Source organism: Bartonella sp. SL317 (assembly GCF_059687655.1).
This window is the reverse complement of sequence record NZ_CM185144.1, coordinates 1466323-1480901: the sequence shown is the minus strand read 5'-3', so window position 1 is coordinate 1480901 and position 14579 is coordinate 1466323. Positions and strand designations below refer to the sequence as shown.

Here is a 14579-nt window from a genome sequence, read left to right as displayed (position 1 = left end):
AGGAAGAAATATGAGTCACCGTGATCCGTCATCTAATTCTGTAAAAAAGGTCAATACCAATCATGATGCCCAAGTCATTATTGGAGATATTGATACAGCACACAAAGAATTAGATATCCTACAACAAGAAATTGACAAAGTTATTTTTGGACAAAGTCATGTCATCGAATATGCCTTAATCGCTATTTTTGCTGGTGGTCATGCTCTTCTTGTTGGGGCTCCAGGACTTGCTAAAACACGTCTTGTTGAAACATTGGGAACCGTCTTAGGGCTTGATGAAAAACGGATCCAATTTACCCCCGACTTAATGCCATCCGACATTATTGGTTCTGAAATTATGGATTCCGATAAAGAAGGAAAACGTTCTTTTCGCTACGTTCAAGGTCCTATTTTTACGCAACTTCTCATGGCTGATGAAATCAATCGTGCTTCTCCACGCACCCAGTCGGCTCTTTTACAAGCTATGCAAGAATATCATGTAACCGTTGCAGGAACCCGTTATGACTTGCCTCAACCGTTTCATGTTCTTGCAACGCAAAATCCTCTTGAGCAGGAAGGAACCTACCCACTTCCTGAAGCACAACTCGATCGCTTTTTGATGCAAATTGATATTGACTATCCTGACCTTACAACAGAGCGGCGGATCATTTTAGAAACAACAAAAGAAAAAAAATCAAATGCAAAAGCAATTTTATCCGCCAAAAAATTGCAAAAGATTCAAAATATCGTTCGTAAAATGCCTATTTCAGAAAATGTGGTCGAAGCTATTTTAAAAATTGTCCGCTCAGCCCGTCCTCATAAAGACAATAGTCTTGCCAGTACTTATGTTTCTTGGGGGCCTGGTCCACGCGCATCACAAGCCCTTTCACTTTGTGTTCGTGCCCGTGCTCTTTATTATGGGCGTTTAGCCCCCTCACTTGATGATGTTGAAGCACTGGCCTATCCTGTCTTACAACACCGTATGGCGCTTAATTTTTCTGCCCGTGCTGAAGATATAACTGTCAAAGATATTATCAATAAGCTTGTGAAAGATGCTCTTTAAATGGCTATTGGCAAAAAAGTTTTACAAAAACCTCCATTGTCGCTGGCAAAAAAGCTGCATAAGGATATTGGCAAAATGCCATATTTCTTGTTACAAGCGCGTCATATCGCCAATACACTGATAACCGGATGGCATGGTCAACGTAAACGTGGTAATGGGGAAAATTTTTGGCAATTTCGTCCTTATATGGAAGGAGAATCCATTACCCGTATTGATTGGCGTCGCTCAGCCCGTGATGAAAATACGTATCTGCGTGAACACGAATGGCAAGTGACACAAACTATTTGGCTTTGGCCCGATCAGAGCCCATCAATGCATTACTGTTCGCGTTTTTCTAAAATCTCTAAAGGTAATCATGCCATTATTCTGACCCTTGCCTTAGCATCACTTCTTGCACGCAGTGGCGAACATATTGCTATTCCCAATTTAATGCCCCCCACAATGACATCTAATGTTGTAGAGCGAATAGCTTTTGCTTTAGAAAATCATTCAGATGAAAATTCATTTCCTGATTTTTCAACGATTACGCGCTTTTCACATACCATTATAATGAGTGATTTTCTCGACCATCCTGAAAAAATCATCCAACATTTAACGGCTTTATCGACAAAACAAGTGACAGCTCATTTAATTGAAATTGCTGATCCCGCAGAAGAAAACTTTCCCTACGCAGGTCGTACAGAGTTTTTTGATCCTGAAACGAAAGAAAAACTCATTTGTGGAAAAGCAGAAAATCTTCGTAAAAACTATTGTAAGCTCTATCAAGCACGGCGACAAGAATTAGCAAATTTTTGCGCACGTCAAGGCTGGTCTTATCACGTTAGCAGAACAGATCAACCTTTAACAGAAACCATTTTGCATCTTGCAAATACAATGGGTAACTTTCCCTTGCAAAAAAGGAGAGCACTTTGAGTTTTGCTGCTCCTTTTCTGTTATTAGGACTCTTGGTTCTACCGGTCATTTGGTGGCTGTTGCGGATAACCCCTCCATCTGCGCGTAAAGAGCTTTTCCCTCCTCTACGGTTCTTACCTAAATCAACACATCAGCAGGAAACAGCAAAACATACGCCTTGGTGGTTACTTTTGTTGCGTTTAATCATAGCGGCATTTGTTATCATAGCTTTGGCCCGCCCCACTTTGAATCAAAAACCAATAAGCTTTTCTGAATCTCAATCCCTTGCACTTATTATTGATAATGGTTGGGCATCTGTAAAAGAATGGAAAAAACGCATCTCTATCGCTGAAACGATCCTTGCTCAGGCAGAAAAACAGCAAAAAAATATTTATCTTGTTGCTACAGCTGAAAATGATATCTCCAATGTGGAGCCTCAACCAGCAAAGATTATAAAGAAGCATTTAATGCATTTGCAGCCACGTCCTTGGCCTGTCAACCGTTTGCATGCCTTACAAAAACTCAAGGAAACAACTAACGGACAACCTCTTGATATTGTTTATTTAAGTGATGGATTACAAACAAATGAAGATGAGCAAGCTTTTGCACTTCTTGAAGAATTAAAACTTGGAAAGTTTTTATGGTATTTGGCTGATATTTCTGATTTAGTTGGCATAACATCCATAGAAAATAACGATGGAAATATGGTCGCGCGTATTATCCGCTCAACAACACGTGGTACAACGCCCGCGACACTCAGCCTTTACGATTCAAATAATCAACTGCTCGGTCAATTCACGAAAAATTTCTCTGAAGGTGAAACAACAGCACTTGTTCCTTTTGATGTTCCCCTTGAACTGCGCAATGATATTGCTTGGATAAAAATCAATAACCAAAACCATGCTGCTGCAACCTTTTTAGTAGACAGTCATAGCAGAATAAGCCGTGTTGCTCTTCTCTCCCCCGATACCAATGAAATGGCACAACCTTTACTGGCGCCATTTTATTATATTATCAAAGCCTTACAAGGTCATACACAGCTTATTACAGCCGGTGGAAGAGAGCTTTCAACGGATATTGATCATTTGCTTAAACAAAATCCATCTGTTTTCATTATGGGTGACATGGTTAATATCCCTGAAAAAGCAGAAAAAAAGCTTTCTGATTTTGTGAATAAAGGAGGGACACTCATCCGCTTTGCAGGAGAAAAACTCAGTAGCGCAGAACATTACGATAGCCTTCTTCCAGTACCACTGCGTCAAGGTCAACGTTCCCTTGGAAGTATTATGTCTTGGACAAAGCCGCAAAAACTTGCACCTTTTACAAAAAATAGTTTTTTCTTTGATCTTCCTTTTCCAGAAGAAGTTACTGTTTCGCGCCAAATCCTCGCAGAACCAACCCCAGATCTTTTTGAAAAAACATGGCTTAGCCTTTCAGATGGAACCCCTCTTATTACCGCAGCAAAGCGTGGTAAAGGAACCCTCATTCTCATTCATGTTGCTCCTGATCCTACATGGTCTAATCTTCCTCTTTCTGGCTTTTTTGCACAAATGTTGCCAAAACTGATCACATTAGGGTCTTTTGAAAACACAAATTCAGCATATCGAGAAAAAAGTACAATGGTACAAAACCCTTGGCGAACCATAGCGTCTGACGGACAATTACAAGTACCGCCCTCTGATGTTATTCCTCTGGTCCTTGATGCTCAAAATCCGCCCCACCCTTCTTATCATACGCCCCCAGGACTTTATGGTATCAAAAACAATTTTTATGCGCTTAATCTCTTAAATTATTCATCGCGCTTGATGAAACAATCATCATTGCCAACTTCTCTTAACAAAAGCCCTTTATCTTACGATACAAAAGAAAAAAATCTTATCGGTCCTCTTTTAGGATTAGCTCTCTTATTATTCGCCTTTGATAATTTTCTCATTTTATGGATGGGAGGTATTTTTTCTTTTAATAAACGGCGTAATATGTTTCTCCTCCCTCTCATCATTTTTATTGTCTTGTTTTCATATGACCCGACTTTGCATGCACAAACGACAGAAAATCATCATGATAGTGTGCAAGCCGCTGGTGCAACACACCTTGCCTACGTTATAACCAACAATCATGAAATTGATACAACGAGTAAAAGTGGTCTGGAAGCTTTAAGCCAATTTATCGCAGAACGTACAATGCTTACCCCTGGCTCTGTTACAGCTCTTGATCTCGATAAAGATGAACTTTCCTTTTATCCTCTTATTTACTGGCCAATTGATGCTAAGAGTCCTATACCAACCCCTAAAGCCCTTGAAAAAATAAATAACTTTATGAAACATGGAGGAACAATTTTATTTGATACGCGCGATCAAATGAATAGCAATCTTAATCTTGAAGGAGATACCACTCCAGAAACGCAAAGATTACGAACCATCTTAAAAGGGTTAAACATTCCCTCCATTGAGCCAGCTTCAAAAGATCATGTTGTTGCACGTTCTTTTTATATTATGCCTGATTTTCCTGGTCTCTACCGTGGTTCACCTTTATGGGTTGAATCCTCATCAACGAACAAAAAAAATAAAAATTCTCTTAGCTCTGGCGATAATGTAAGTTCCCTGCTCATCACCGCAAATAACTTTGCTGGGGCTTGGGCGCTTGATGAAAAAGGAACATGGAAATATCCCCTCGTTCCCAATGATCCGATGCAACGTCTATGGGCATTTCGTGCAGGCTTAAATATTGTCCTTTACATCCTTACTGGAAACTATAAAGCGGACCAAGTTCATGTTCCAGCGCTCTTGGAACGCTTTAAAAGAGAAAGAAGGCAATGATACCATTTTTAACTTTTCAGCCTTTTTTACCCCTCTTTTGGATTCTGCTGTTAAGCGGAATATCCATTCTTTTTGTCGTTGTTGGTCTTGTTACAAAGCGTCAAGGATCTTTATTGCGTCTAATGGCATTGAGTTGCCTTATTCTTGCTTTGCTCAATCCAATGATTATAAAAGAACAGCGCGAACCGCTGAAAAGCACGGTAGGGATTGTCATTGACCACAGCAAAAGTCAAACATTGGGAACACGCACAAAGGATACGGATGAAGCGCGTGCACAATTAACCGAAGCATTGGCACATTATCCACAATTTGAACCACGTTTTATTGAAGCTGGAAAACTAGCTGATAATCAATATGCCCCCTCAACAAATTTGTTTGATGCTTTAACACAAGCACTCTCTGATATCCCACCCTCTCGTTATGCAGGCACCATTTTTGTCACTGATGGGCAAGTGCATGACATTCCTAACCTATCAGAGCTTCATCATGAAGCACCTCTCAATGCTCTGATCACAGGACGCTCAGATGAATTTGATCGTCAAATCAAGTTTATTTCTCCTCCACGCTTTGCTCTTGTCAATAAACCACAAAGGCTCTCCATTTTGGTAGAAGATAAAGGAGCCTCTCAAAAAACGATACCACAAAAAGCCAATATTATACTCAGTGTTAATGGACAAGAAGTTGGCCATTATTCTGTAACTTCTGGCATTATTTTTCAAACTGAAATTACTCTGCCTCATGCTGAAAAAAATATTATCCAAGCGACCACTAAACCTTACAAAGGTGAACTAAGCTTTGAAAATAACCGCGCCATAACAACGATTGAGGGAGTCAGAGAAAATTTACGCGTTCTTCTTATTTCAGGCGCCCCTTATAATGGAGAACGGACATGGCGTGATCTTTTGAAAGGTGACTCCAATATTGATCTTGTTCATTTTACTATTTTGCGTCCCCCCACCAAAGCAGATAATACGCCCTTAAGCCAATTATCACTGGTGGTCTTTCCCACAAGAAAGCTCTTTGTTGAAGAGATTAATAACTTTGATCTCATTATTCTTGATGGCTACCAACACTCTGATGTTCTGCCCTTAATCTATTATGATTATATTGCCCAATATGTACAAAAGGGTGGTGCGTTATTGATGGTAACAGGACCTGAATTTACTCAAAAAAACTCACTTGCGAAAACACCTTTAATAAGCATTCTACCGGCATTGCCTAATGGAACTATTATTGAAAAACCTTTTCGCCCCGCATTAACCAAAGAAGGTGAACGCCATCCTGTTACAAGGGATCTTGCAACCCCTGCTTATCCAGCTTCTCAGTGGGGTCGATGGCTGCGACAAATTGCTATTCAAAACATAAACAACGGGATCGCCCTCATGAAAGGAGCCGATGAACAACCGCTTTTACTTCTCTCCCATGTTGATAAAGGCCGTGTAGGCATGTTGCTTTCCGATGAAAGTTGGCTTTGGGCACGAGGTTTTGAAGGTGGTGGTCCTTATGCAGCTCTTTATCGCCGAATTGCCCATTGGCTCATGAAGGAACCAGAACTTGAGGAAGAAAAATTAAGCGCGACCAGCAGCCATCATCATTTAACAATTCGCCGTCAAACCCTCAAAGACCATCCAGAACCTGCTGAAATAACTTTTCCTTCTGGAAAAAAACAAAGGATCGTTCTTACTAAAGAGCAAGAAGGGCTCTTCAGTGCAACTGTAGCCACGGATGAAACAGGGATTTTTACTATTAAAAATGGGCATCTAACAACTCTTTCTTCTGTCGGGATGTTGGATAATCTTGAATTGTTTGACTTAATTTCAACACAGGAAAAACTAGCCTCCATTGTTAAACACACCGGTGGTTACATTGGACGTTTACACCTTGAGGGAAAAGAAAACATTTATCTTCCTCCACTCAAACTCATTCAATCACAAACAAAACCTTTATCTTCTCCAGCGCATTCAATTGTTTTGAAAGAAGCAACAGAAACGCGTTTAATCAATAGCTTTTATTTTTCGATATTTTCTGGTTTTTTTGCACTTCTTGCTTGCCTATTATTGTTGAGCAGCATGTGGTATCGTGAAGGCCGTTAAAAAGTCTTGAGATTTTGTCGCGTAATTTTAAAATTAAGCTTATCTTTTTGTGTGTTTATTTGTTTTTTTAATTAAAGAACCATTTGATTTTAAATGATAGTTTTTATATTGAATAATAACTGCACATACAATAAGTTTTTCTTATTTCAGATCTTTTCCCTATTAAATCAATAAAAATCGCTCCCTTACATATCATGAGAAAGGGGAGCTCTATGGATAAAAACCATTGAAGAAGACAATGAAATATCTCTTATGAATCCTCTTAAAGCGAGAATTTTATAAGATTGAGATGGGATAGTATAATGGTTTTGGTGAGCACCTTGTTAAGTGTAAAGGTGGTGGTGCATAAATAAGTCTTATAAACGAAACTTTTCATAGCAATGAAGAATTTTCGTGAAATGAAATCAAGCGCACTGAAAAATATTTCTTTAAAACAAATATGTGAATGTACAACGCAATGATATTTTATTTGGGATATTTTATTTGAAATATTCCGCTTAAGGCGTTCCGTTTTGCATGAAAAACATTCACTCATTAAAAGCAATATATGACAGCGCAAAATTGTAAAAACTTCTGATAAATACAATAGATCCTTTTGCATTTTCACTGAGTGATTAGATTTTTTATGATAATATAGGTCGTATAAAAGCTGTTTTAAAAGTTTTAAAACTTTATGATCATCGTTTTACGGTTCATCCCATCATACAAAAGATATATCGATTGCCAAGAATGATCTGGTGTATTACGCTATCCTTTTTTATAAAGAATACAATTCAGCATCAATTTTCCAAAGAATTTTCTCATACTTTTAACAAGCTATTTTTCATTTTACAATCCTTCTTGCCTTTAAGCAGCAACTTATCTTATGTTTATCCTTTAAAATATTTTTAATATTCTGCGAGCTTTTATGTTTTATCTTGCCCATATATCGGATATTCATCTTTCCCCTCTCCCAAAACCTTCTCTTTTAGAACTTTCTGGAAAACGCCTTACTGGTTACTTAAATTGGCAAAAAAAACGTAAGAACCAAATGGCAACAAATGTCCTCGAAACTTTAATAGATGCCTTGAACACAACAAAACCTGATCATCTGGTGATCTCTGGCGATCTTGTAAACCTTGCTCTCGATAAGGAATTTGAACAAGCGCATCGTTGGCTCCTTACTTTAGGACACCCTCAAGATATTTCTTTGACATTTGGAAATCATGATGCTTATGTCCGTGGAGCCCTGCAAAAAGCATGTACTCTCTTTAAACCTTGGATCACAGGGGACGTGCCTCAAGCCAGCGCCTTTCCTTTTCCTTATATGCGCATTCGCAAAGATATTGCCATCATAGCAGCTTCTTCAGCCATCGCCACCCCTCCTTTTCAAGCTTCTGGTTATTTTGGTAAAATGCAAGCGCAAACGTTACCACATCTTTTGAATGAAGCAGCACAGCGCAACCTTTTTCGTGTCGTCATGATCCACCATCCCCCCTTTCCCAAAGCAACTTCTTGGTATAAAAAATTACGGGATACAAAGCGCTTTCTAGACGTTATCAAGCATCACGGTTGTGAACTTATTCTTCATGGACATACTCATTTACCTACATTGAAGTACATTGAAGGACCAATGAAGAAAATTCCTGTTGTTGGTGTTCCTTCCGCATCACAAGCTTTTGGTGATAAAAAACCACCCGCAGGCTTTAACTTATTTTCTATTGAACACTTACAAAATCAATGGCACTGCCAATTACAACGTTATAGCATTATTAACCCTCAAAATGAGATTGCCTGTACTGAAACAATTAATCTTTAAATGCTTAGACACATCTAAAGTTTCTCCCCCCAAACAATATTTTCACTTCATATCCCTTTCAGTCATAATTTTATTTCTCTCTTCTTCTTAACAAAACAAAATTGTACTTTCTTTGTTGATCAATAAATTTCTCTCAGAAAGCTCCATTGGCTAACCCTAATTATGTGACTAACTTTACAAATTCATTGGTTTACTGCCTTCTCATTCTTAAGGATGAAGATTTCTACCCTATTTGATCTATAAATAATCTGGATTCTTTTTGTACAGATTCCACCTGCCGATTACGCCTGTAATTTATTTGATAAAATTCTACAAATCTTGCTTTGCATTTCATCGGCTCCCCCCTCAAAGCATCTCTTGTGTAAAATCCTTATACCCCTATCGTAACGATATTTTACAGAACATATAGAGAAGCTCATTCAGTTTCTATACCTAAATATCAATGACGATAAAAAACCTAATGAAAACTAAAACATATAATTTCAATAACTACCTCTCCTTGTAACTCATAAACAAATGATGTTGATTAATTTATGTTAAATAGAGGTAAAATAATCCTCCTCTATCACTCGATAGTTATTATATCATATTTGAAAAATAACAGTTTCTATTTCAATAATAGGCATAGATAATAATGTTTTTTATATCTTAATAAGTTCCTAGTTTTCTATCTATTTTTTCCTATAAATTACTTTATAATATTCTTTATAATTATTATATTGCGATAATTTTTTAGCTATAATAGAGCATAAAATATCCAATAATAATAAAAAGTTATATTATATTTTTTTGTTATTATCGCGTTATGGTGTGGGTGTATTTTTATGTGCTTTTTAATTTTTTTTTTGCAAATTTTGTTGTTATTAAATGAAATACTTTATGATAACATAAAATGAAAAAGTTAATTGTATGAGAAGTCTTTCAAATAAAACAGAATACCATTAGATTGCCAATTCACACGTTTGTTTTTAAAAAGCATCTTTGCTACCCAAACCCATTTCATGGCGGCTCCCATGAATGATTTAATGATAAAATCTATAGAACATCGTATTTTTACGTTTATGAAAAAGCAAATCAGTATCATTATACACTTTGCCAATCCCTAATGTGACCAATTGCCTTTGGCATTTAGAATAGTTCGCAAGAAGCATTTTTATTTTTTCTTTAATGTTTTTATAATACTCACGCGCCCCCCGCCTGTAATTTACAAGAAAATCATTTTAATTGATTCAACTTGGGATAGGTCTGAAATGAAGAAATTCCACGATATTCGGAATTCTCATTTCACATGCAAAACAGTGAATTATCTTTATAAATCCAACTATTGCTCGAATAAAACAGTATCTCTTTTAAGTAAAATAATATTTTTTAACACCTATTTGAAAAATAAAAGCCTTATTTGAAAATAAGACTTTTAAATTGTTTAATTTTGCAAAAAATTAAAATTTATAAGCGACACCCACGCGAAAATCGTTTGTCTTGTAGTCCATTTCAAATTTATCATGTATGAACTTCTTCTTACCAAAGTCTGAATAACGATATTCTGCACGCACAATAACATTATCAGTCATTGCAAAATCAATACCCCCTCCAAGGGTATAACCAATCATGGTCTTTTTTTCATCATGAAACAAATCAGAAAGATCAATTGCTCTACTTCTGCTATCAGCTACTGTCGTAAAAATATTCTGAATCTGCGTATAAGCAATCCCACCGGAAAGATAAGGCATCGTACGCTCAATCGCAAAACCAACTTTTACCCGCGTAGCACCAGACCATTTTTGTTTTAAAGTATGACGTACAGCCCTAACAGGCGACACTGGAGATTCATCTTCATGAGAATCTCTCATTGAATTTTTTTTGTGCGAAGATTGTTCTGTTGTTCCAGCTTGGCTGTTTTTCGGTGTAGCGATATCCTTCGTCTTCTTTTTATCAGACCACATAATATCCGTATCAATACCTATAATAAAACCATTATTGATATCAATATTGGAGCCTGCATAAACTCCCCCCATAAAACCAGAAGGTTTAGGTAAACTTTCTTTTGGAATTGGCTCCCATTTTCCAGCAGTCTCACCAGCTAAATAACTTGCAGCCATTTTACTTGAAAAGCTACCAATCTGCCCTCCTAGATAAAACCCTGTCCAAGAAAAAGAAGGTGCTGTAATAACAGGGACAGGCTGTTCAGAAACAACGGCATCTGCTGCCTGTAATACAGAAATTGAAATTAAAGAAAAGATAGATGTTGAGATTAAATACTTAGTAATCATAATTGCTCCTCTAAAAGCTAATGTGATTATAAATAATAATAAATCGTTTCATACTTTTTAAAAAAAATCTATAGTAAAAATGACATAGTTATAAAAAATAAGTTTTATATTTAAATATTAAGTTATTTTTTTAATAATATTGTAAAAAAAATTTAAATATTCTTTATAGTTTTATAAAATTTTTCTCTCTATTAAATTTTATATCTTCATATTAACCATTATTATCCAGAACTGTATAAATAACTCTAATATAAATTAAAAAAAATGAGAGATATAATCTATAAAGATTTTTACCTTAATTCCTTAAATATCTTGCTAATATGAGTGTAATGAGAAATAAGAAACAATCGTAATCTTTATAAGAATTTATCTAAATCTATGCGATAAAATTACTCTTGCACATATTCTTGTATTGAATATCTCTCAATTGATGAATGTATCGTGTATACTGCTGTTTAATTTCAACATATTGATTTATAATGATTAATTTACTATTCTGTATATTGAAAAAGAAATCCCATTATCATAAGAGCCTCTTATTTCAAATCTCTCTGATGTTGAAACAATTAAAATCACTTACTTGCACGTTAAAAGCGGGTTGAGTATGTGAATAAAAATTGTACAATAAAAATGGCCCTTATGGACCTGTCTTATGTACCAAAGTCTGTCGCAACATTCTAGGGCTGAAAAAATGAAGCTGCGTAATTGAATACACGGGTGGTGCGGAGACACCTGCTTTCTAACCAAATTCTTTCATTAAAAAATTTAATCTCTTTATAAAGAAACTATGCCATAAAAAAGAAATTTGCACTGATAAATGAGACACGTATATTAAGTAACTGTACCTTTTATTGCATTAAAGCATTCAGAGACTTTTCTAATATCAAAGCTGGTAATTTAGAGGACTTTATTGAAAATGAAGATAACCTATCGCATAATGGCAATTGCTGGATTGAAGATAAGGCTTATGTTGTAAAAACTGGTCGCATTTATGATAATGCACAGTTTTATGACAATGCTGGTGTTAGTGACTATATGCCAAGATTTACAATTTTTCCAAGGTTTTTGCTCATGCTCATGTTTATGATAATGTGAGAACTTTTGATAGTGCAAAAATTATCAATCATGTGCATATTTAATAAAATATGCTCGTGCTTATGGCATAGCTATTGTAACTAAAAATGCTTGTGGTGATACAAAAGCGAATGCTTATATAGAACGTCTTTCCCCTTATGGTGAAATCTCATTTGTGATGTGTCAACCATTTAAAAAAGCAGAATAAATAACGATACTGTGGGGGGCATCTGCTTTCCAAATTTTCCATTACAAATTTTAGCGAATCTTTATCACATTAGATTGTGAAGGTATCCTTATGTCTAAAAAATACGAATTAACCAACAAAATCAAAAAAATAAACATGCTCTTACTCGAAATATTATAAATCTTTATTGCATTCGTGTTTTAAGAGATTTTGATGATATGAAGGTGAGGGATTTAGAGGGGTTTATTGAAAAGGAAGTAAACTTCTCTCATGATGGCAATTGCTGAGCATATGATGATGCTCGGGTTTATGACAATACAACAATACATCACTATTCTGAAATCTGTGGTCAAGCCTATGGAAACTCTGAGGTCTATGGCAAAGCTTTTATTTCTGAATATGTAATAATTTATGACCATACTTTCGTTTATGGCAATGCTCATGTAAGTGGTAGTGTCCACCTTCTTGCTGATGCGCATATTTATAACAATGTGCATCTTTCTTATAACGCTTGGGTTTATCATTATGCAAGGATTTATGATCGTGCAAAAATTTATGGCAAGGTTTATGGTAATACTAGCGTGGATAGATCTTGTGAGGCTTATGGCTCTGTTTATGGGACTGCGAAAATCTCTGGTTATATCAAAATCTTGGATCGTGCTTATGGCAATGCAAAAATAGATGTACAAAGTAAGATCAGATTGATTCCTGATAATGATGAGGTCTATAAAAGCGATGACATTACCAAGATTGATAAATAGAACCAATAATAGGTATCGGGGCACCTTCTTTATGGCTATAAACGTATTATAAGATGCATTGTTTAAAACGTATCATATAAAGAGAGAACCCTAAAAAGAAAGCCGTGCCAATTGATATGACGCGGCTTTTAAATAGAAACGCAAATAATTTATACAAATAAAATCAATAATGAATACCTATATACAAAACATATCATATTGCAAACGCTCTATTCTATTGATGAGAACTTATAAAAAGAACATAAATGATGGATATGCTATTGAGAGCATTCATTTGAATGAGAGAGACTATAAACACTTGTTATAGCTATAAAGCGTATCAATAATAACGCCCTCATATTTGAGGTGATCACTTGAAACAAAGCAGATTATCAAAATACTTCTTTTAAAACATTAAACTCAAAATAGTGTTGAGTGAACTAAAATAATACATATTCTAAAATCAAAACGCTTGATAGCCTTATCAAGACACTCAAGAGAAAATGCCTATTAAGTCAATATCTATAATAAAACTCGTTTTTCACATTTACAAGCATTGTTTTTTAAAAGCAGTTTTTCATACAACAAAGAAACAACCGCTTTTATAAAATGTAAGGTTTTTAAGATTTGCTCTGTTGTAAAATCTAGATCTTCGTTTTTTGATAGAAAAAATTTTCTTAAGAGCAAACGATAATTCAGTTATAATTGTTATAAAAAAGGTTTTAAACGTTTCTTATAAAGATCTCATTTTATTTTTTAAACGTTCATTTAGAAATGTTATACGTCTTTTCACTTTTTTCAAACTTAACTTCTTTGCAAATGAGCCGGCTCAATTTTGAGTTGGCAATATTAACAACCCCCATTTTGAGAACGTTATCTTTAAACATTATAATTTTTTCTAAAAGTTTAGAAAAATCCTATGTCTTTATGATATTGCAATAGTTTTGAATGTTGCTGCTTATCTTTGTCTCAATAGCTGCTCCCAATTTTTAGGAAACCAAAATCATTCAATCCAAACTTGGATCGATCTTATTTGATTTCATAGGATATAATGTTTTGAATTTCATACTTGTTGTGATGATGGTATCTGTCTTTAAATCCTTTTATATAATCTTTATAAATTAAACCTATAAATTATAATCGCTTCAAATGATTGTCCTCTTATAGAATGATCTAATATTGCTATAACATCTTTAAACTTTACACTCACCAATTTTAGTAACCGTTAATTTTGTTTTTATCATGCGATTAACAAAACAATCTTTAAAACAAGGTGTAAACTTTAAACATATGTTCTTGATAATTTCTAATGTCTAAATTTTTAATAATGCGATTTGTGAATGATAAAAACGTATCATAAAATTTATGAACTGTTATGAATGATAGCTGCTTTTCATTTCATTTTAATGACACATACATTATAAATATTTGCATCATAATTTGCTTTTTATGCTCTATTCACACATAGTAACCTTACATAAAAATGGTCAATTGAATCACGTATAAAGGAGGGATTTATATAAAATAACTTCATTCAAGATATTTATTTTATTTTTATTTATAATCCCCCTTCATAAAGAAAATGATCTATGCTTTTATCATACCCATGAGCTAAGATTCATGAAACGCGTATTATTCATTAAAAGGGTGTCACGACATTATTGTATT

6 protein-coding genes and 1 pseudogene are annotated in these 14579 nt (G+C 35.1%); 6 read left to right on the top strand and 1 reads right to left on the bottom strand.

Going from position 1 to position 14579, the window contains the following annotated elements; all coding sequences use genetic code 11:
• Positions 1-10 precede the first annotated feature (10 nt).
• From AC6ER9_RS06170 to AC6ER9_RS06150, 5 genes are all read left to right on the top strand, one after another.
• The gene (locus tag AC6ER9_RS06170) at positions 11-1042 is read left to right on the top strand and encodes an AAA family ATPase (protein ID WP_497073917.1); all 1032 of its coding nucleotides are present in this window, start codon (positions 11-13) and stop codon (positions 1040-1042) included.
• Positions 1043-1954: a DUF58 domain-containing protein gene (locus AC6ER9_RS06165; RefSeq protein ID WP_497073916.1), complete on the top strand. Its 912-nt coding sequence runs from the start codon at positions 1043-1045 to the stop codon at positions 1952-1954.
• On the top strand, positions 1951-4749 hold the full coding sequence (locus AC6ER9_RS06160) for a DUF4159 domain-containing protein (protein ID WP_497073915.1): 2799 nt from the start codon (positions 1951-1953) through the stop codon (positions 4747-4749). Before AC6ER9_RS06165 ends, AC6ER9_RS06160 begins: the two co-directional genes overlap by 4 nt.
• Positions 4746-6842 (top strand): glutamine amidotransferase, encoded by a 2097-nt coding sequence (locus AC6ER9_RS06155; RefSeq protein ID WP_497073914.1) that lies wholly within the window; start codon positions 4746-4748, stop codon positions 6840-6842. Before AC6ER9_RS06160 ends, AC6ER9_RS06155 begins: the two co-directional genes overlap by 4 nt.
• A gap of 907 nt (positions 6843-7749) precedes the next feature.
• Positions 7750-8640, top strand: a complete 891-nt coding sequence (locus AC6ER9_RS06150) for a metallophosphoesterase family protein (protein ID WP_497073913.1) — start codon at positions 7750-7752, stop codon at positions 8638-8640.
• Positions 8641-10079: 1439 nt separating this feature from the next.
• Here the strand turns inward: AC6ER9_RS06150 and AC6ER9_RS06145 are convergent.
• Positions 10080-10910 (bottom strand): outer membrane protein, encoded by an 831-nt coding sequence (locus AC6ER9_RS06145; RefSeq protein ID WP_497073912.1) that lies wholly within the window; start codon positions 10908-10910, stop codon positions 10080-10082.
• A gap of 1372 nt (positions 10911-12282) precedes the next feature.
• On the opposite strand from AC6ER9_RS06145, the pseudogene AC6ER9_RS06140 reads away from it, so the two are divergent.
• A pseudogene (locus AC6ER9_RS06140) lies at positions 12283-12932 on the top strand (LbetaH domain-containing protein).
• Positions 12933-14579 lie beyond the last annotated feature (1647 nt).

Coding starts and splice junctions, on each gene's coding strand:
- AC6ER9_RS06170 (WP_497073917.1), top strand. CDS start 11: ATGAGTCACCGTGATCCGTCATCTAATTCTGTAAAAAAGGTCAATACC.
- AC6ER9_RS06165 (WP_497073916.1), top strand. CDS start 1,043: ATGGCTATTGGCAAAAAAGTTTTACAAAAACCTCCATTGTCGCTGGCA.
- AC6ER9_RS06155 (WP_497073914.1), top strand. CDS start 4,746: ATGATACCATTTTTAACTTTTCAGCCTTTTTTACCCCTCTTTTGGATT.
- AC6ER9_RS06150 (WP_497073913.1), top strand. CDS start 7,750: ATGTTTTATCTTGCCCATATATCGGATATTCATCTTTCCCCTCTCCCA.
- AC6ER9_RS06145 (WP_497073912.1), bottom strand. CDS start 10,910: ATGATTACTAAGTATTTAATCTCAACATCTATCTTTTCTTTAATTTCA.